Below are 18,499 nucleotides of genomic sequence, written 5' to 3'. Positions count from 1 at the left end.
GATGCGTGAGACTCACATGACGCACCGCAGCGCGACGCTGGCGGATCACGTCCTCGCGTCCGCCGCCGCAACGGGCGCGGCCGTACCCGCGACGACAATGCGGTCACGTCCCTGTGCCTTCGCCTGATAGAGGCTACGGTCCGCTTCGAGCAGCCATCGGTGATAGTCCGGCATATCGCATGTCAGTTGCGCGATCCCGGCGCTGATTGTGCATGGGCATGAAGCGCCCGGCTCGTGCGCCTGCTCGCGCACCCGCATCAGCAATTCCCTCACGATTGCCTGCGTCTCGCGCAGCGTTGCGCCGGGCAGCACCACGCCGAACTCCTCGCCGCCATAGCGGCCGATGCTGTCGCCTGCGCGGAAATGCCGGCGCAGCAGATCGGCGAACGCGATCAGCACCGCGTCGCCGGCCGGATGACCGAGCGTGTCGTTGATGCGCTTGAAGTGATCGAGGTCGATCAGCAGCAGACAGGACGCGTAGCCGTTTGCGCGGCAACGCTCGAACTCCACCGCGAGTTGCCCCTCCCAATGGCGGCGGTTCCACAGCTTCGTCAGCCCGTCTGTGCGGCTCAGGTGTTCGAACTCGCGTGTGCGCGCGGCGAGCTTCTGCGAGACCTGGTACATCGCCCAGCCAAACGCGATCGGATAGATGATGAGGAGCGGCAGGCACGCGATGATCGTCGTCATCGTCGACATCGGCGCGAACTTGACACCCATGACGAGCACGCCAACCGCAATGCCCGCTGCATGCGCGCCGATACCGCGTATGAACAGACGCACGCCACCCGCCGCGATATTGTCCATACTGAGCATCACGAGGATCAGCACGCCGGGCAGCACGTTGAACTGCATCGCGACGATCCAGAAGCCGCCGAATAGTGAATCGGCCATCAGGTTGAGCCGCTCGCCGCGATATGGAACTTCGCACGCAAGCGCGGCGCGGCGCGCGACATGCGGCCAGATAAAGCCGTGGAACACCGCAAGGCTCCATAGCACGATGCCGCGCTGCTGGCCGAGCAGAACCGAAGCGATGCACAGAAAGCCCAAGCCGAAGCCGACGATGCGAAGCCGGTAAAGACGCTCGACAAAGCGTTTTCCCCTGCCGGCCGGAAGATCGGCCGGTTGTTCGGTCATTCGATCCGTTTCTGACGCCATCTGCCACCTGGGCAAAGAACTGCGGGAGACAAGGACACCCAATCGATGCGCGCACCGACGTTCGGTGAGTATGACGTGCTTAATGCGGTAAAAATTCTACCAGCTTATCCTTGCCGCGCTGTACGCTATGGAGGTTTTTCCACATCCCCAGCTGACCACGCCGCCGTTGAACCGGACCCAGCAGTTCCACTGCGAACCCCGCCCTTACCCGCCCATTTAATCGCAGATTCAATGGGTGCATTTGTCAGTTTTTAGCGCGGCATCTCGGTCATGCCTTTGTCATGCTGTCGACACACTTGCCACTCAGCATCGTTTATTCACGCGACCATCCAGGAGGTACACGCCATGCCGGAACTCTCCTTCCCGCAAGCGGGTTCAGCAACCGGAAAAGGCCGCAGTGTCGGCCTCATCATCTTTCTGCTGGTCATCATCGCGGGCGTGGTCTATTGCGCGACGCATCTGATCGACGATCTGCAGGCCGTCAGGCAAGCTTCGTTCCTCCCGTATCTGCTGCTCGGTATCGCACTGCTGATCGCGCTCGGCTTTGAGTTCGTCAATGGCTTTCACGACACCGCCAATGCGGTCGCCACGGTGATCTATACGCATTCGCTATCGCCGAACCTTGCGGTGGTCTGGTCCGGCACGTGGAATTTCCTCGGTGTCCTCACTTCCAGCGGTGCGGTCGCGTTCGGCATCCTGCAATTGCTGCCCGTCGAGTTGATCCTGCAGGTCGGCAGCAGCGCCGGCTTTGCGATGGTATTTGCGCTGCTGATCGCGGCCATTATCTGGAATCTCGGCACCTGGTATCTCGGCCTGCCGTCGTCGAGCTCGCATACGCTGGTCGGTTCGATCATCGGCGTTGGCCTGATGAATCAGCTGATGCACGGCGCTTCGGGCACCAGCGGCGTCGACTGGAACCAGGCACTCGGCGTCGGCAAATCGCTATTGTTTTCGCCGATCGTCGGCTTCCTCGCAGCGGGGTTGCTGCTGCTCGTGCTGAAAGCCATCGTGCGCGTGCCGGCGCTCTATAAGGAACCGGCCGGCAAGGAACCGCCGCCGTTCTGGATTCGCGCGCTGCTGATCCTCACCTGCACCGGCGTGTCGTTTGCACACGGCTCGAACGACGGCCAGAAAGGCATGGGTCTCATCATGCTGATCCTGATCGGCACCGTACCCACCGCCTATGCGTTGAACAAGGCGGTCACGCCCGCGCAAACGCAGACCTTCCTTGCTGTGTCGCAACAGGCGGCCGCCGCGTTCGGCCGGTACACGAACGGCGCGCCGCCGTCGGTCGCGCCGCGCAACGATGTCGAGCACTTCGTGCAGACCCGCCAGCTGTCACCGACCACGATTCCCGCGTTGCAGCAATTGTCGGAGCGCATCGGCCAGCAGGTCGGCGCATCGGGGTCGCTCGCGAACGTGCCGCAGGACAGCGTCAACAATGTCCGTAACGACATGTACATTGCGTCCGAAGCGATCCGCCTGATGCTCAAGGCGAAGACGCCCGAGTTCGCCCCTGACGACGTGAAGGCGATCGAAAACTTCAGGAAACAGATGGACAATGCGACCAAATTCATCCCGACATGGGTGAAGGTCGCGGTCGCGATCGCACTGGGGCTGGGCACGATGGTTGGCTGGAAACGCATTGTCGTCACGGTTGGCGAAAAGATCGGCAAGCAGCATCTGACCTACGGCCAAGGCGCTTCGGCCGAAGTCGTCGCGATGCTGACGATCGGTGCGGCGGATGCCTATGGCCTGCCGGTATCGACGACGCACGTGCTGTCGTCGGGCGTCGCCGGCACGATGGCGGCGAACGGCTCGGGCCTGCAGTGGGGCACCGTACGCAGTCTCGTGCTCGCATGGGTGCTGACGCTACCCGTGTCGATCGCGTTGTCGGCGGGCTTGTACTGGCTGTTCCGCAATCTGTTCTGATCGGGCGTCGCGGCCCATCGGCGCGGCGGCAACAAAAAAGCGCGGCGGAGAACAAACTCCGCCGCGCTTTGCTATTTGAGGCCTGCGTGCCGGTGCGGCCGTGTCCGCGCCCTGACAACGCGTCGTTCAATACAGCTCGGGCACGATCATCTCGGCCGCCACCGGCTGCCGGATGTATTCCGGATGATGCACCCGCTCAGGCAGCGAAATCGGCGCATGCTCGACTTCGTTGTACGGCACCTGGGTCAACAGGTGATGAATGCAGTTCAGGCGCGCCCGCTTCTTGTCGACTGCCTGCACGACCCACCACGGCGCCTCCGGAATATGCGAGCGCTGCAGCATCACTTCCTTCGCCTGCGTGTACGCTTCCCAGCGGCGACGGCTTTCGAGGTCCATCGGGCTCAGCTTCCATTGCTTCAGCGGATCGTGAATACGCGCCTGGAAGCGGATTTCCTGTTCTTCGTCGGTAATCGAAAACCAGTATTTGACAATCTGAATGCCGCTGCGCACGAGCATCTTTTCGAACTCCGGCACCGAGCGAAAAAACTCTTCGTACTCCGCGTCGTTGCAAAAGCCCATGACGCGCTCGACGCCTGCGCGGTTGTACCAGCTGCGATCGAACAGCACCATTTCGCCGCCCGCCGGCAGATGGCTCACGTAACGCTGGAAATACCATTGCGTGCGTTCGCGATTGTTCGGCGCCGGCAGCGCCGCAACGCGGCATACGCGTGGGTTCAGCCGTTGTGTGATGCGTTTGATCGCACCGCCTTTGCCGGCCGCGTCGCGACCTTCGAAGATCACCACCATCCGGTGGCCGGTCTGCACAATCCAGTCCTGCAGCTTCACCAGTTCGCCCTGCAACCGGAACAGCTCACGAAAATAGTGCTTACGTAATGCGCGCGCTTCGTCGGTCATCGCGCCCGCGCCGTCGAGGATGCGGTCGTCGACTTCCATTTCCAGTTCCTCATCGTACGCATCGATAAGGTCTTCCTCGAAACGCCGCTGGCGCGCGGCGAGCGACATTGGGTCGGACTCACGGTCAAGCTCGTTCATCGCGTTTCTCCACGGTTGCGCACTGCCCTCGAACGGCAGCGCCGAAAGGTCGATTATCGATGCGCGAGGTGTCAGTCGTGTTACCTGTCAGCGCGCTGTCATCGAACCTGGGTGTCCGCAAAGTTTACCGCAGCCGTTTTGCGAAGCTCAATTGATGCCCGTCCGGGTCCTGGATATGGAAATAGCGTTCGCCCCAGGACGCGTCGGCCGGTGCGCTCTCCGGGGCAAGGCCCGCATCGAGCGCGCGTCGATACAATGCGTCGACGTCGGACACGTGAATGATCACGCGCCCCCACCCGTTGATCGGCCCATGCGTTTGCGCGATCAGGTTCAGATGAGATCCGCCGAGCGCGTACGACGTAAAGTCCGCATCAGGACCGCCATACGCGAATGGAAAGCCAAGTGCCGCATAGAAACGCACCGCACGCGCCATGTCAGCAGTCGCAAGCGTCACCGCGTTGATCGATTCGATGCGCGATTCGATGCGCGATTCGATGCGCGATTCGATGCGCGATTCGATGCGCGCGTCGACGGAGCCGGGTTGTTGCCCGGACGTGTTCGGGTTGCGGGCCATCGTGCGCTCCTCCTTCACCCCAATGCGAAACGGCAGCCACACGAGAGCGGCTGCCGTTGACTACACTGCGACGGCGCGCAGCGCACGCCGAAGCACGACGTGCGCTCAAAGTGTTACTGGATCACACGTGTAACGCCGCGGCCGCGCGGGTCGGACACAGGGTTCGGCGTATCGCCGTCAATCTTGATCGCCTGAACGTCGCCGTTGAAGTTCTGGCCTTGCAGCACATAGCCTTTTGCTTCGATCTGCTTCGCAAGATCACCGTCGATCGGCGCGTACGGCTCCCAGAAGATCGCGTTCGGCGGCAGCAGTTGATGGTGAAAGCGCATCGCGGCAACGGCATCTTTCAACGGCATGTTGAAATCGTACACGTTGTTGACCACCTGGAAAATCGTCGTGAAGATCCGTGAGCCCCCGGGCGTGCCAATCACGAGCGACACCTTGCCGTCTTTGGTCAGAATGGTCGGTGTCATCGACGAAAGCGGGCGTTTTTTCGGTTCGATCGCATTCGCGTCGCTACCGACCACGCCGAACATGTTCGGCACCCCCGGCTTCGATGCGAAGTCGTCCATTTCGTCGTTAAGCACGATGCCGGTGCCTTGCGCGACGACGCCCGAGCCGAAATAGCCGTTGATCGTATACGTGTTCGATACCGCATTGCCCCATTTGTCGATCACCGAGAAGTGCGTCGTCTCCGCCTTTTCGGGCATCGACGTGCCGAGCCCCGGCTGCACGCTCTTCGTGTCGGACGGCGCATCCGGATTGACTTCGGCCGCGCGCTTCGCAAGATAGGCGTCATCGGTCAGTTGGGCAACCGGCACCTTGTAGAAGTCCGGATCGCCCAGGTATTGCGCGCGATCCGCGAACACGCGCTTTTCGATCTCCGCCATCAGATGGATGTACTGCGGCGAATTCAGCTTGACGCCGTTGAAGTCCTGCTTCAGGTCCGCCTTCATTTTCAGTAACTGCACGAGACCGACGCCGCCCGAACTCGGCGGCGGCGCGGTGATCACGCGGTAACCGTTCCAGTTCGCCTCGACCGGCTGACGCCAGACCGCTCGGTAGTCGTGCAGGTCGCGCTTCGTGATCAGCCCGTGCCCTTGCATCGATGCGGCGATCAGGTCCGCGGTCTTGCCGTCGTAGAACTCCTTCGCGCCATGGTTTGCGATGCGCGTGAGCACCGCGGCAAGATCGGGCTGCTTGAAGGTCTCGCCCGCTTTCATGGCGCCGAAGTAGGTGTCGAAGTTCGTCTTGCCCTCGAAGTCTTTCGCGGCATTGTCGCGGCGCTGCTCCAACTGCTCGTCGACGACGAAGCCATCGCGCGCATAGTGGATCGCGGGCGCAAGCACCTGCTTCCACTGTAGCCGGCCAAAGCGCCGCTGCGCCTCCCACATTCCGGCCACGGTGCCCGGCACACCGACCGCGTAGTAACCGAACAGGCTCTTGCCCTTGATCACGTTGCCCTGCTCGTCGAGGTACATCGTGCGAGTCGCGGCAAGCGGCGCGCGCTCGCGATAGTCGATGAAGTAAGGCTTGCCGTTCACGTACAGCGTCATAAAACCGCCGCCGCCGATATTGCCCGCTTCCGGATAGGTCACCGCCAGCGTGAATGCAATCGCGACCGCGGCATCGACCGCATTGCCGCCTTCCTTGAAGATCTGTTCCGCGGCGTCCGCACTGTATTTATCCGCAACCGCAATCGCCGAGGCGGAAAGCACCGCCGGCTGCTTCGCGGGGCCCTTCGCATAAACCGGCGTGGCCTCGAGAAAGGCCGCCGAAATGGACACGAGCCCGGCAAATGCCAGGCCCGCGATGGAGAGTTTCGCTTTGTTATTTGCCGCCATGGGCTGTCCTCCAAGACAAGGAATACACGATTCTCAAACGTTCGTGAGAAAGCCTGCCTTGCGCTTATAACATGCCCATGCGCCGTTGCGAACCCCGCCGCATGCGTGTGTCGCGTATGCTGCGGTGCAGCGGTGCAGCGTGCCGCGTCGCGGTCGGCCCTGTTACCGCGCTACGCCGTGCCCCGTTTGCCACGCGCGAGTTCGTCGCCGCTGCCGTGCGGCAGGCGCCGGGTGATCGGAATCGATGCACACGAGAACAGGCCGACCACGAGAAAGGCCGGCCAGAAGTCGGACCAGACGATCGTCTTGTGCCCTTGCAATACATGCGAAACCTGCAGCACGATGCCGGCGATGGTCACGCCCAGACCCAGCGACAATTGCTGGATCACGCTCGACACACCGGTCGCGCGGCTGATATCGCGACCTGGAATATCCGCATACGCGAGCGAGTTCAGCGACGTGAACTGCAGCGACGGAAAGATGCCGCCAACCAGCACGATGCACCAGATCAGCCAATGCGGCATGCCTGGAAAGAACAGCCCGTAGATCGCAATCGCGCAGCCCGCGAACGCCGCGTTAACCATCAGCACGGTGCGAAAGCCGAAGCGGGCGAGCACCGGCGACGCGATCGTCTTCATGAAGATCGCGCCGAACGCCGATGCGCAGGTAATCGACCCGGACTTGAACGCCGTCATGCCCAGTCCTTCCTGCAACGCAAGCGGCAGCAGAAACGGCACCGCGCCGAGACCGATGCGAAACAGCGAACCGCCGACGACACTCGCATGAAATGACGGGATGCGCAGCAGCCGCAAGTCGAGCACCGGTGCTTCGACACGGCTCGCATACAGCCAATAGACGAATAGCAGCGCGGCGCCCGACACACACATGATGAACGTCGCGGTGCCCGAAACGAGGCCACTGCCGATCAGCGACAACCCGAGCATCAGCAGCGCCGCGCCACTCGCGGACAGCGCGAAGCCGAACCCGTCGAGCGGCCCGGGATGCGGCTCGCGCAAGTTCTGGATATGACGGTTCGTGAGCCAGATGCCGAAAATGCCGATCGGCACGTTGACGAAAAAAATCAGCCGCCAATGCAGATACGTCGTGATGAAGCCGCCGATCGGCGGGCCGATAACCGGTCCGAGCAGCGCGGGCACCGTCAGATAGTTGACCGCGCGAATGAAGTCCGACTTCGGCATCGAACGGAAGATGATGATGCGCCCGACCGGCACCATCAGCGCGCCGCCGACGCCTTGCACGAAGCGCGCAGCGACGAGTGTCGCGAGTGACGTGGAGGCGGCGCACATCAGCGAACCGGCGACGAACACGCCGATCGCCGTGCGGAACACCGTGCGCGAACCGAAGCGGTCTGCGACCCAGCCGCAGATCGGAATGAATACGCCAAGGCCGATCACGTAGCTCGTGACCGCCAGTTTCAGCGTGATCGGGTCGGTGCCGAAGTCGCGGGCAATCACCGGCAGCGATGTGACGATGACCGTCGAATCCACGTTCTCCATGAACATCGCACACGCGACGATCAAAGGAACGATGAAAGCGCCTAAGGCAAGAGGCATAACAGACGGAGCGACAACCGCATGCGGCAGCGCATGGAAGCGCGGTTCACGACACGTAACCGGTCACGAAACCGCGCGACAAAACAGGGCGACCGCGCGCTAGCGCGGCGCGCCAACCAGCGGTTGCAGCAACGGCAGAATGTCGGCGCTCGCGCGCTCGACGTCGTTCGGGAAGTCGATTTCGATCCACGGCGCGCCGGTCACATCCGCCGTTTCGAACACGTGGCTGCGTTCGAGCAGCAGGTCGCGCACCGCTTCTTCGTGCGGCAGGTTCGCACGGCCGCTGTCGATATAGCCGGCGACGATCTGCGCGAAGCGCTGCGCGGTCTCTTCGCGCAAACGGAAGAAACCGACCGACTCGCCGATCGTGTCGTAGGCGAGATTCGCCGCCACCTGCTTGCGCAATTCCACCGGCACGCCGTCTTTCAGGCACAGCTTTACCGGTTCATCGCCCGTTTCAAAGTCGCGGTCGATCAGCAGCCGGTTTGCATGATCGCCTGCCACCAGTGCGGCCAGAATACGTTCGTCGTAGAGCACGTCCGCATCCATCAGCAGCACGTCACCGCCACGCGTCAGCGCATCGGCCACCGTATGCACGGTCAGCACGCTGCCCAGGTCGTAGCGCGGGTTCAGCATGATCTCGACCGGCCGGGGCCAGCCGATCCGCTTCAATTCCGCTTCCACCGACTCGGGCTGAAAGCCTAACGCGAGCACGACCTCATGCACACCCGCCGCGTCGAGCATCTGCAAATGGCGCTCGAGCAGCGTCATGCCGTCGAAGCGCAGCAGGCATTTGGGAAACTGTTCGCCGGGTTGCTGTTGAAGACGCAGGCCGAGGCCCGCAGCAAGAATGATGGCGCGCATTCGCGGTTATTCCTGTTCTGGTTTTCGGGAGATTCAATCGGTGGCCGGCAGGCGCGTTGCGCGCCGCCGTTGCCAGCTTCTTTCGCTGAAATGCAGATAGAGCAGCCCGGGCAACCCAAGCAGCAGCTCACGCGCGCGCTTCGTGAGCGACAGCGCGAGCGCCGCTTCCGGCGGCAGTCCGACGAGCGGCGCGAGCAGCAGATAGCCGCCTTCCTGGACGCCGAGCGAGCCGGGAATCGCGAACGCCGCACCGCGGATCGCCTGGCCGATGCTTTCGAGCAGCAGCGCGTCGACCCAGTCGACCGGATGGCCGAGAAAGCGCAGCGCGAGCCACACTTCGGCCGTACCGACAATCCAGCCAGCGAGGCTCAATGCAAAACTCGCAGCCACGCGACGGCGCTCGCCGTATAGCGCGTGCACCGCGGCATCGACCGCATCGGCGCGCATCGTCAGCGATGACCAGTCACGCTTGCCGAACACCTTCGAGACCGCGCGCAGCGCACGCCCAAACAGGCCGCGACGCTGCGCCATGTAAAAGCCAACGACCATCGCACCCAGCACCGCCGTCGCGACCATCGCCGCGGTCTGCAGGTTATGGAATGCGCCGTGCGACGCCGATGCGCCGAACAGCAAAAGCCCGAGCATCGCAAAGACAATCTGCGCGATCGCCTGCAGCGTCGTGCTGACGGTAATCGCCGCCGCGGAATCGCGCATCGGCATGCCGCGTTGCGCGAGCTGGCGCACCATCACCACTGGCCCGCCGATCTGGCCGGCCGGCAACAGGCTGTTCACCGATTCGCCGATCCAGCGCGCGAACACCGCGTCGCGTTCGGTGAGCGGATCGCGGCGTTTGTCGAACAGCACGGAAATCGCGCCCGCATCGAGCGCGAGCGGCACCAGATGCAGCGCCGCGACCAGTGCGAGGCCCCAACCCGCGGTGAGCAGCGTCGACGCGACCGACCCGAAGCCCTGCCACGCGAGCAGCGCGACAAACAGCGCGCCGCCGATCGTCAACAGAATCATCGCGGCCCGGCTCACACGCGCTCCCGGCGGTTACGTCTCGCGAACTGGCTGAATACCTGGCGAAAACCGAAATACGCGATCGCGTCTTTCAGGTTCGAAATCACACGGCGCCACGGCCGCATGTTCGGATCGGTCACGTACTCGAAGGTTAGCGACACGCGCATTTCGTTTTCGCGTGCCGGCGTAATGCGGTGACGCAGCTTGTCGCCATCGAAGAACACAAGGCCGCCGGGCGGGATCTGCACCGAGCCGGGCGCGTCGGGCACATCCGGGTTGCGCGTGTGCAGTTCGTAGTCGAGCCGGCACGACGACTCGTCGATCACGCCGAGCAGCAGCGTGTAGCGGCGGCCATCGTAATACGAGGTGTCGTAGTGCCAGCCGATGTGGTCGCCGGCGCGCGTGTAGTAATACAGCGCGTACGCATGCGGGTCGTCCGCCGGCGATTCCTGCAGCTTGTCGCCGGTCAGTTGCTCGAGCCAGCCGATCAGTTCCTTCGACCGGTACAACTCGGCAATGAACGGCGCAAGACGGTCAATCGTATGCCGGCTCACGCTGCCGCCCTGCTTGTGGCCCGGCAGATAGTTGCGGTTGACCTCACCCAGCAGCCCACGCGCGCTCGCGATCAATTGCGCGGTCACTTCGGGCGCGAGGAAATCGTCGAGATAGAGGAACGCACCCTGGTCGGCGAACTGCTTGCGCAAGCGCGGATTATCGAAGGTACGGGTGCGGCTCGCGACCGCCCGATCGGGGTCCGGAACGGCCGCTGCCGGCGACGAGCCGGCAGCGCGATGAGAAGAAACCTGCTTGGCGACTAAATGTTCGGCTGACGTGCTCATCGGCTAACCCACATCTGACTGGCTTTCTGCTTCGCTTCGCGTAGAGGACGGCTGCGGCGCACGACGCGCCGATGGTCGATCACCACCCACGCGGCAAACAGCGGTGCGCCGATCGACGCGGCGATCAGAAACGGTGTCACGCCACTAAACAAGGTCACGAGCGGCAGCAAATACAGCACATCTTCGGTTTCAAAACCGCCAAGCGATGCCTGCTTGGTGCCCGCCTTCCCTTCCATTTCCTCGATGCGCATACGCAGGAAAAAAATCAGTGCAACCGCGATGCCGGCCACGCAGCCAAGCAGCAACGGTGACACGTGCACGCCAATCCATGCGTGCACGCTCGCCGCCTGCACGCCATAGCCGAGGCCGGCGAACAACATCACCGTGACAAGCGCGTCCGACGCGAGATCGTAGAAATGACCGATGCGGCTGCTCTTGCCGCTGACCCGCGCCAATTCACCGTCAGTATGATCGACGAAGTTCGAGATCACGATCAGGAGCGCACCCAGATTAACCCACCCGTAACCACCGCGCGCGAGATAAAGCGCACCGACGACGCCGATCAGCAGCCGGACCGTGGTGAGGTGATTCGGAGTCACTCGGGTATTCACGAGCGGCATGATGAGCCGTCGCGCGAGCCTCGCGTCCCACATTCTGGGAAGCGGGGCGTTTCCCGGCGTTGTTGAGGGGTGTTGTTGCGATGTCATAACCCGGCAATATATACGGGATTGGGGTTTCATGCCCGTTTTGTCAGAAAACTGTCGGCTATAACGGGATCAAATCGAAGGTACGCGAAGCAAGAATTGATAAACCCGGCTAAAGTGCCGGGTTTGTTGCCAATTTGTTGTGAAACGCGGAACCGGCTGTTAGCTGCCGTGTAAGGCGATGCAGCGCATCGCACTCCGACACGGCGCGCATCGCGCGCATTCGACAAGAACATGAAACGCCCTTTATTACTCCTTTTCGCGGGACTGATTGCCGCCGCCGTGCCGCTGGTTTCGCGGGCGGCCGAACTCGATGCGGCGCTCGCCTGCGGCGAATCCGCTCACCGGTTCATCGGCGATCTCGCCGAACAGCAGTTGATCGACCCGGAGCCGATGCGGGTCGAAAGCAATTCGATCAATGCGTTCCAGCCGACGCGCGGCGAGCGGCTCACGGCGTTCGGGTTCACTGTGTTTGCGGTGGTCGGTTTCGAGCAGGACGATCCGCTGTTCAGGAACGGTAAAGGCGAGCCGCTCGCGAAGTCCGCGTATGGCGCGGTCGTGTTCGGCGGTGACGAAAAGGTGCAAGCGGCCGTCACCGCGGCCGGCAGCAACGCGATCGTTCATCATGTCGGACCGCATATCACCGCGATCTTCTGCAAGCGGCGCTGACGCGGTTCGGCGCAGGCCGCGCGCGGTTGCCCGCTCGATTGACGCGCTTGTCCACAGGTTCCCTGAACAAGACTGTGGAGAAGCTGCGCATATCAGCGGTAAGTCACTGACAGCACATGGATTCATTCGCGCCGCGCACAAACCGTGCAGCGGCGCGTTGCGCTCCGGTGCATCGATGAAAACGCTGGCCTTGTGCGATAGCCGGCGACGGGTCGGCTAGAATCGTCGCGCCTATCTCCCCTATCGAGGCCGACTGATGGAATACGATCCGCACAATCCCTTTGCCCGCATCCTGCGCGGCGAACTGCCCTCGCTGCGTGTCTATGAGGACGACTTCACGCTTGCATTGATGGACATCATGCCGCAAGCCGATGGGCACGTCCTGATCCTCACGAAAGAACCGGTTGCTGAAGTGTTCGAGTTATCGGCTGAAGGCGCCGCCGCATGCATGCGCACGGCCCGCAGAGTCGCGCGCGCAGTCAAGGCCGCGCTGAATCCGCCCGGCGTGATGATCGTGCAACTGAATGGCAGCGCCGCCGGCCAGACCGTGCCGCACGTGCACTTTCATGTGATTCCTCGCCACGCGGGCCTCGACCTGAAGCTGCACGCCGCAGTGCCCGCCGATACCGCACAACTGCGCGAATTCGCCGAACGGATCAAAGCCGCGCTGCCCACTGACGCGTAACCTCACTGACGTGTAACCCGTTATTGTATTTTTGAAAGGCCGTTTTTATTTACGAATATGGCCTTTTCAATGAGGCAATGAATGCGAATTACGGAATAATCCGCGTGCCTTGCTAATCGAATCGGTAAAAAAAACGCGGCTCGAAAGCCGCGTGCAAAAGTACAGATAAAAAAGACCACCCTTGGTCAAGGGGCAGTCCAATTATATGCGTAAGCGGCGCCACCGGCGACTACATTATGCGGAAGAGTACTTTGCAAAAAACCGTACGAATAATGGGGCGCCTTTCCGATTTTCGAATATGGGTTCTCTTCCCGGAAAGCACGACACGTCGCGCCTGAACAACAACATCGAGGTTGACACACTGCTGAATCTCCAGCAACACAACTGATTTTCTCTTTGTTTAACCATACTTACGACGATTAATTGTGCTATTCCGAATTCCGGAACGAACTGTTGCGCGATACGTTGATAAGACCTGGAATAAGCAGAATAAACTCCGCTACGGATCGTCTGTCGGCCGCGCAGAACGGCGGTATGCACAGTTCAACGCGATTCTCTACGCACTGTCTCGGAGTTTACAAACCATGAAAAAAACACTTTTCGTTGCGAGCATCATGGGCGCTCTTGCCGCGCCGGCTGTATACGCGCAGAGCAGCGTGACGCTGTATGGCACGCTGGACGCTGGGCTCGTCTACTCGAACAATCAGCAAGGCCATAGCAACTGGCAGCAATCGAGTGGCAGCGTCTCGAACACGTATTTCGGCCTGAAGGGCAACGAAGATCTCGGCAGTGGTCTGCATGCGATCTTCACGTTGGAAAGCGGCTTCAACCTGAACAACGGCCAGTTCTCGCAGAGCAACAACCTGTTCAACCGTCAGGCATTCGTCGGTTTGCAGAGCAATCAGTACGGTACCGTGACCCTTGGCCGTCAATATGACTCGATGGTCGACTATCTCGCACCGCTGTCGGAGGCGGGCGGCGGCTACGGCAACAACCTCGCGGCCCACCCGTTCGACAACGATAACCTCGACAACTCGTTCTCGGTGCAGAACTCGGTAAAGTACACGAGCGCGAACTACGCCGGTTTCCAGTTCGGCGGTCTGTATGGCTTCTCGAACCAGGCTGGCCAGTTCTCGCAGAACCGCGCATGGAGCGCAGGCGCGTCGTATAACAACGGTCCGTTGAACGTCGCGGCATCGTACCTGCAACTGAACAGCGCAGGTACCAACGTGACTGGCGCGATCTCGGTGCAGAACGGCAACGCGAACATTGCGTCGAACCTGCAGCGTACGTTCGGTGCGGGTATCGGCTATACGTACGGTCCGGCAACCGCGAACTTCGTCTATACGCACACGCAACTGGATGGCGTGCAAGGTATCGACGCTGGTGGCATTCCGCTGGCGGGCGTGACCGGCATGAACCTGCATATGGACAACTATGAAATCAACGGCCACTATGCGTTGACACCGGCGTTGAGCCTGGCAGCTGCGTATACGTTCACGGACGGCAAGGTGACGGGCACGGCGAACAATGGCGATCCGAAGTGGCACACCGTGTCGCTGATGACCGACTACTCGCTGAGCAAGCGCACTGACGTGTACCTCGAAGGCGTGTATCAGCACGCGTCGGGCGAATTCGGCAACTTCGGTTCGAACGTCGCGACGATCAACACACTCGAGCCGTCGTCGACCGGCAATCAGGTCGCCGCTGCGGTGGGCTTGCGTCACCGCTTCTAAGTGTCACGCTTGCGGAGTGGGGTGACTGGTTTCGTGAAGGCGGCCTGAAGCTCAACTGAAGGCAGTTTGAAACCGGGTTGCTGGATCGTGCTCCGTATCGAGGAACGCGTGCGTCTTTACGACGTGCGCGTTTTTTTGTTTCAACACCGCAAACCGGTTACCGGATGTAAACCGTCTATCCGCGCGGCTTGATCGCGTGTGACAATCGCGATGCTTTTGCAGCGCGGAGTGAAACGCTTCGCACGTGTCAACGCGCTGTGCCTGCGGTTGTCTGTGCCGGCACAGGCATTCTGACGAGCCGAACGATGAAAAAACTCTTACTACTCTCGCCTCTCGTGTTCGTGGCCGCATGCGGTTCATCTCGCGGCCCTGGTCCGGACTCGGGTTCGGACACGATGGTCTATCTGTCATCTGCTCGCACCACTTCGGATATCGCGCGCTGTCTCGACAGCCGGCTCTCACGCGTGCATGCGTCGACGAGCAATGGCTCAACTGAGCTGACGGTCGGGTCTTCGTCGAACGGGTCGTATTTCATTACGCTGACGCCGTCGCGAGGCGGAACGGTGGTGAAGGTGGTGCGCGGCGCGTCGGAAGATCCGCCTGAAGAGGAACTGCGTTTTGCAATTGCGCGTTGTACGACGTAGTGGCCTCGACGGCAGCACACCATGCGACCGGTTGGGCGGCTGGCGTCATCGCCGCGGCGCTGGTCGCTCATTCAGGCGCGGGCGGACCTTATCACGGGTGGATTGTCGCGGCGTTTGCCGCTGGCGTGGCGGGCAGCACCGCGCCGGATTGGCTTGAGGTCGCGTGGTGGTCACGCAAGCGCCGCTTGTGGATTACGCATCGCACCGCGACGCATTGGGGCATTGGCTGGCTTGCGTTGCTGGCCGGCGCTTATCACTGGCTCGGACATTCCCCGTTCGCCGCACCGCTGTTCGGGTTTGCGTGTGGAGGCTTGATGCATCTGCTCGCGGACTGGCCGAACCCACTCGGCGTGCCATGGATTGTTGGGCGCCATTCATTGAACTGGTGGAATAGCGGACGTTGCGATTTGCTGATTGTCGCGGCGTCCTGGGTCAGTGCGTGGTTTGTCGTCGCACATGTTTGGGCGCATGGTTGGCACGCGGTGCCGTGGTTGAGGAAGATTGGGGTAGGTTGATTGCTCTCTTTTCTTTTCTTTTCTTTTCTCTTCTCTTCGTTGAGTTGTCTTTTGCGAATGGAGCCACCGCTACGCCCGGGGACGCTCAAGCGTGTGTGCCGGAGCGATCCTGCAGCGCAATCAGTCTCGGAGGTTCCGAACAGTTGCATACGCACCAATCGCCACTGAGCGCCGACATTCGACCATCCGGGCCTCGATCGCGCGCACCGGCGCCGTTGCAGACGATCTTGCCTGTGCTGTTGCATTTTGCGCAGCGTACAAGGTCGCCTTCGTAAGCGACAGCGCGATGCTGGAGCGTATCGCGAGTGGAGGTGGCGATGACAAGGCCGCCGGCAGTCGTGGTGTCGCCGTTGCAGATGTCGTAGCGAATGCTCATGTATTTTCCCTGTTGGTGTGTGCGGCAGTCGATGTTTAGCCGATGAGGACCGCGTAGGGCACGATGTGCCACTGTTCGAACTCCGGATCGAAGAGCGCGGCCTCGACGCATCGCGAGATATCCCCTTCGGTCACTTTCATTGACGCGACCGCCCGCGTCACCACATCGGTCACGCGCCGCGAACTCCATTTCGTCACGTTGCGATACGCTTCGCGCCATGCGAACAATCCGGCGCGTTCGTGAAGGCTGTCAATGTAGTCGAGTGCTTCCTGGTCGATCTCGAAGTACGGGGGTGGAGTTGAAGTATTTGTGGAATGAACCATGCGGCGTGCGAATGAGGCTAGACCGCCGTCCTGGCGCAATAGAATCTTGCCGTCACGGACTGGCCATCCTAGACGAAGATCCGCGGTGAGCCCTTTTCCATCTGCAGTGCGAAACACCTGAGGGTCAATCCAGCCCGCGTGCGCTACGTCATATTGCCTGCCGGTAAGCGCGTTATATTCGGCTTCGATCAACGCATGGAGCGGAGATAAGTAACAGCCAACGGAAGCGCCGTCTTCGCGGCCGTCGCCACAGACTTGATATCCGCCATTCTCGCCGGGGCGGACGAGGACGTAGGTCGGGATTAGCGAGAAGTAGGGGATGTGTTGATTGTTGTTTTGGGTGGGTGTTCGGTTCAATTTACTTTCTGCCTGAAGACAAATATTTTAAATAAAATGGGGTATTTCGCAATGCTGGAAAATTGACGTTTGTACATCATTAATGAAGCTCAGATAGCCAGGGTACAAAAAGAGGCATTAAATAAATCACCACTCCTTCTCCCGGGAATTAGGTTATTTCAGATAGCCAAGCTCGTTTAGTCGCTTTTTGATGGAAGCGGCATCCTTGAAGTCATATCGAACCGCGTTTTTTCCAACCCATTCACCGTCCCATCCTTCACCGAATTTTTTCATAACACCTTCTTCCTTCCTGAATTGGTTACCTGCCTTTGATGGCACATACCGGTAGACGTAAACCTTATAAAAATCACCCTGAAAATCTGCGGCGTGGGAATTGATTGACCATTTCACAAGGACGGCAAGGCTTCTCTTTTTCCAGAAGAGAACGGTGACAATCTCCGGGCTGGCGCCTTCGACGTCGTACCTGTCAATTATTGTGGTTTCGCCATTCTTACAACTCCACTTCATCAGCGCATCGTAGTAAGGACGGCTAGGATCTCCTTGCTCCCTCGCATAATCCTCTTCCAAAAAAGTTATATAGCATCCTTCCTTTATTTGCGATGCACGTATTCTATCTGGCAAATCGCTATAGGCATACACAAAGGGTGACAAAGACAAAAACACAAGGGCAATGCCAGTTTTTTTCAATATTTTCATCACCATCCGTTGGCTCCTGTTGCGGTTGCTTCCCATTGGGCGCGGCATGGTTCGCAACCATTATTCAGTTTCGAAAATACTCGTTGACTCGCAGCCTTTCTCTCGATCAATTTTTTTAGTCCGGGATTGATCATGGTGGTAACTTTTTTGGGATTGTTTGCATCTGCATGCTGGTTGATGGAATGCATGCTCCAAAACCATCCCGCAGAATCTGCAGCTACGGCTTTGTCGTATTCCAGCCTAAGCGGATCAGTCACGACGTCCACGCCGCTATATTCTTTATATCGACGATAATTCTCGAGCCATGTCAGGTGTATAAGTCCTCGCCCCCGATAATCGCAGTTGGGATATGCGCTGTCTCCGAACAGTACAATCCCCAATTCCGGATCATTCCGAATAAGATGTGCTTTGGCATAGCTTTCGATTTGCGCATCAGTCCAATCTGGATGAAGGCGATTCAATCCATTTTTTAGAGGACTCGGATATGTTCCCCATAATTTATCGCCATCCTTATAAAATAAATCTTCCTTGAATGCGGTAAACCCGGCACATTCCACGTCACATTGTCCCAAAAAATGAGAAATACGATTACAGGTATTGATCTTATATTTCACAAAGACTGGATTTAATGCGACGGCATAACCGGCGGCGTTTTCATCGCTTATTCCAGGAAATATTTTTTTCAAAAACCCGGCAGAAATCGTCATGTCGCTGCCACAGTGAGGACATAGGAATGGCGTAGACTGAAAATTCCCCACCAGCGCAACCGGATGAATGTGATGCGCAACCGGACTATCCGGAAACCCTTCAACCTTGCCCTTCACCTGATCCCACCACTGCAGCTTGCCGACCCGCTCGAGCTCACACTCCCAGTTCACGCGCGCATTGCGCATCAGCGGCGTGATCGCCTCCCAGCGCGCCATGTTGCCGCCCCATTCG

19 protein-coding genes are annotated in these 18,499 nt (G+C 60.2%); 6 read left to right on the top strand and 13 right to left on the bottom strand.

Annotated elements, in window-relative coordinates; all coding sequences use genetic code 11:
- Window positions 1-45: 45 nt before the first annotated feature.
- Complete coding sequence (locus HV796_RS21980) at window positions 46-1,134, bottom strand: diguanylate cyclase (protein WP_175228621.1); 1,089 nt, start codon at window positions 1,132-1,134, stop codon at window positions 46-48.
- A gap of 366 nt (window positions 1,135-1,500) precedes the next feature.
- Here HV796_RS21980 and HV796_RS21975 point away from each other — a divergent pair, with 366 nt between their 5' ends.
- A complete protein-coding gene (locus HV796_RS21975; RefSeq protein ID WP_175228620.1) occupies window positions 1,501-3,087 on the top strand; it encodes an inorganic phosphate transporter in 1,587 nt (528 codons plus the stop codon).
- Between the two features lie 126 nt (window positions 3,088-3,213).
- Here the strand turns inward: HV796_RS21975 and ppk2 are convergent, their stop codons facing one another.
- The 8 genes from ppk2 to HV796_RS21935 form a co-directional block, all read right to left on the bottom strand.
- Complete coding sequence (gene ppk2 / locus HV796_RS21970; protein WP_175228619.1) at window positions 3,214-4,140, bottom strand: polyphosphate kinase 2; 927 nt, start codon at window positions 4,138-4,140, stop codon at window positions 3,214-3,216.
- 124 nt (window positions 4,141-4,264) lie between these two features.
- The gene (locus tag HV796_RS21965; RefSeq protein WP_175228618.1) at window positions 4,265-4,714 is read right to left on the bottom strand and encodes a VOC family protein; all 450 of its coding nucleotides are present in this window, start codon (window positions 4,712-4,714) and stop codon (window positions 4,265-4,267) included.
- Window positions 4,715-4,827: 113 nt separating this feature from the next.
- Window positions 4,828-6,558 (bottom strand): gamma-glutamyltransferase, encoded by a 1,731-nt coding sequence (gene ggt / locus HV796_RS21960; protein ID WP_175228617.1) that lies wholly within the window; start codon window positions 6,556-6,558, stop codon window positions 4,828-4,830.
- Between the two features lie 170 nt (window positions 6,559-6,728).
- A complete protein-coding gene (locus tag HV796_RS21955; protein WP_175228616.1) occupies window positions 6,729-8,132 on the bottom strand; it encodes an MFS transporter in 1,404 nt (467 codons plus the stop codon).
- A 99-nt stretch (window positions 8,133-8,231) separates the two neighbouring features.
- The gene (locus tag HV796_RS21950) at window positions 8,232-8,996 is read right to left on the bottom strand and encodes a phosphocholine cytidylyltransferase family protein (RefSeq protein ID WP_175228615.1); all 765 of its coding nucleotides are present in this window, start codon (window positions 8,994-8,996) and stop codon (window positions 8,232-8,234) included.
- Window positions 8,997-9,029: 33 nt separating this feature from the next.
- Window positions 9,030-10,034, bottom strand: coding sequence for a flippase-like domain-containing protein (locus tag HV796_RS21945; RefSeq protein ID WP_175228614.1), 1,005 nt, complete (start codon window positions 10,032-10,034; stop codon window positions 9,030-9,032).
- On the bottom strand, window positions 10,031-10,855 hold the full coding sequence (locus tag HV796_RS21940) for a HalD/BesD family halogenase (RefSeq protein WP_175228613.1): 825 nt from the start codon (window positions 10,853-10,855) through the stop codon (window positions 10,031-10,033). The genes HV796_RS21945 and HV796_RS21940 overlap by 4 nt, the downstream gene beginning before the upstream one ends.
- Window positions 10,852-11,562, bottom strand: coding sequence for a CDP-alcohol phosphatidyltransferase family protein (locus HV796_RS21935; RefSeq protein WP_246355980.1), 711 nt, complete (start codon window positions 11,560-11,562; stop codon window positions 10,852-10,854). The genes HV796_RS21940 and HV796_RS21935 overlap by 4 nt, the downstream gene beginning before the upstream one ends.
- 231 nt (window positions 11,563-11,793) lie before the next feature.
- Between HV796_RS21935 and HV796_RS21930 the strand changes: the two genes are divergently transcribed.
- The 5 genes from HV796_RS21930 to HV796_RS21910 all read left to right on the top strand — a co-directional run bounded on the left by HV796_RS21930 (window position 11,794) and on the right by HV796_RS21910 (window position 15,808).
- Complete coding sequence (locus tag HV796_RS21930; protein ID WP_175228611.1) at window positions 11,794-12,228, top strand: hypothetical protein; 435 nt, start codon at window positions 11,794-11,796, stop codon at window positions 12,226-12,228.
- 256 nt (window positions 12,229-12,484) lie between these two features.
- Entirely contained in the window at window positions 12,485-12,913 is a 429-nt protein-coding gene (locus HV796_RS21925; RefSeq protein ID WP_175228610.1) for an HIT family protein, read from the top strand.
- Between the two features lie 584 nt (window positions 12,914-13,497).
- Window positions 13,498-14,649: a porin gene (locus tag HV796_RS21920; protein ID WP_175228609.1), complete on the top strand. Its 1,152-nt coding sequence runs from the start codon at window positions 13,498-13,500 to the stop codon at window positions 14,647-14,649.
- 305 nt (window positions 14,650-14,954) lie between these two features.
- On the top strand, window positions 14,955-15,293 hold the full coding sequence (locus tag HV796_RS21915) for a sugar ABC transporter ATPase (RefSeq protein WP_175228608.1): 339 nt from the start codon (window positions 14,955-14,957) through the stop codon (window positions 15,291-15,293).
- On the top strand, window positions 15,293-15,808 hold the full coding sequence (locus HV796_RS21910) for a metal-dependent hydrolase (protein WP_175228715.1): 516 nt from the start codon (window positions 15,293-15,295) through the stop codon (window positions 15,806-15,808). The genes HV796_RS21915 and HV796_RS21910 overlap by 1 nt, the downstream gene beginning before the upstream one ends.
- An 85-nt stretch (window positions 15,809-15,893) precedes the next feature.
- On the opposite strand, the gene HV796_RS21905 is transcribed toward HV796_RS21910, so the two are convergent.
- The 4 genes from HV796_RS21905 to HV796_RS21890 form a co-directional block, all read right to left on the bottom strand.
- Entirely contained in the window at window positions 15,894-16,184 is a 291-nt protein-coding gene (locus HV796_RS21905; protein WP_175228607.1) for a PAAR domain-containing protein, read from the bottom strand.
- A 35-nt stretch (window positions 16,185-16,219) separates the two neighbouring features.
- On the bottom strand, window positions 16,220-16,864 hold the full coding sequence (locus tag HV796_RS21900; RefSeq protein ID WP_175228606.1) for a hypothetical protein: 645 nt from the start codon (window positions 16,862-16,864) through the stop codon (window positions 16,220-16,222).
- 153 nt (window positions 16,865-17,017) lie between these two features.
- Window positions 17,018-17,566 (bottom strand): hypothetical protein, encoded by a 549-nt coding sequence (locus HV796_RS21895; protein ID WP_175228605.1) that lies wholly within the window; start codon window positions 17,564-17,566, stop codon window positions 17,018-17,020.
- A partial coding sequence (locus HV796_RS21890; protein WP_425497097.1) for a glycoside hydrolase family 19 protein occupies window positions 17,560-18,499 on the bottom strand: 940 nt, incomplete at its 5' end. The genes HV796_RS21890 and HV796_RS21895, both read right to left, overlap by 7 nt.

Source organism: Paraburkholderia humisilvae, from assembly GCF_902859855.1.
GTDB lineage: Bacteria > Pseudomonadota > Gammaproteobacteria > Burkholderiales > Burkholderiaceae > Paraburkholderia > Paraburkholderia humisilvae.
Note: the sequence above shows the minus strand (reverse complement) of the source record. Positions and strands in the feature narration are given on the sequence as shown.

Excerpts from the sequence above, each read along its gene's own strand:
- ggt (WP_175228617.1), bottom strand. The coding sequence starts at position 6,558 with ATGGCGGCAAATAACAAAGCGAAACTCTCCATCGCGGGCCTGGCATTT.
- HV796_RS21915 (WP_175228608.1), top strand. The coding sequence starts at position 14,955 with ATGAAAAAACTCTTACTACTCTCGCCTCTCGTGTTCGTGGCCGCATGC.
- HV796_RS21925 (WP_175228610.1), top strand. The coding sequence starts at position 12,485 with ATGGAATACGATCCGCACAATCCCTTTGCCCGCATCCTGCGCGGCGAA.
- HV796_RS21965 (WP_175228618.1), bottom strand. The coding sequence starts at position 4,714 with ATGGCCCGCAACCCGAACACGTCCGGGCAACAACCCGGCTCCGTCGAC.
- HV796_RS21905 (WP_175228607.1), bottom strand. The coding sequence starts at position 16,184 with ATGAGCATTCGCTACGACATCTGCAACGGCGACACCACGACTGCCGGC.
- HV796_RS21950 (WP_175228615.1), bottom strand. The coding sequence starts at position 8,996 with ATGCGCGCCATCATTCTTGCTGCGGGCCTCGGCCTGCGTCTTCAACAG.
- HV796_RS21940 (WP_175228613.1), bottom strand. The coding sequence starts at position 10,855 with ATGAGCACGTCAGCCGAACATTTAGTCGCCAAGCAGGTTTCTTCTCAT.
- HV796_RS21935 (WP_246355980.1), bottom strand. The coding sequence starts at position 11,562 with ATGACATCGCAACAACACCCCTCAACAACGCCGGGAAACGCCCCGCTT.
- HV796_RS21895 (WP_175228605.1), bottom strand. The coding sequence starts at position 17,566 with ATGGTGATGAAAATATTGAAAAAAACTGGCATTGCCCTTGTGTTTTTG.
- HV796_RS21980 (WP_175228621.1), bottom strand. The coding sequence starts at position 1,134 with ATGACCGAACAACCGGCCGATCTTCCGGCCGGCAGGGGAAAACGCTTT.
- HV796_RS21975 (WP_175228620.1), top strand. The coding sequence starts at position 1,501 with ATGCCGGAACTCTCCTTCCCGCAAGCGGGTTCAGCAACCGGAAAAGGC.
- ppk2 (WP_175228619.1), bottom strand. The coding sequence starts at position 4,140 with ATGAACGAGCTTGACCGTGAGTCCGACCCAATGTCGCTCGCCGCGCGC.
- HV796_RS21955 (WP_175228616.1), bottom strand. The coding sequence starts at position 8,132 with ATGCCTCTTGCCTTAGGCGCTTTCATCGTTCCTTTGATCGTCGCGTGT.
- HV796_RS21920 (WP_175228609.1), top strand. The coding sequence starts at position 13,498 with ATGAAAAAAACACTTTTCGTTGCGAGCATCATGGGCGCTCTTGCCGCG.
- HV796_RS21930 (WP_175228611.1), top strand. The coding sequence starts at position 11,794 with ATGAAACGCCCTTTATTACTCCTTTTCGCGGGACTGATTGCCGCCGCC.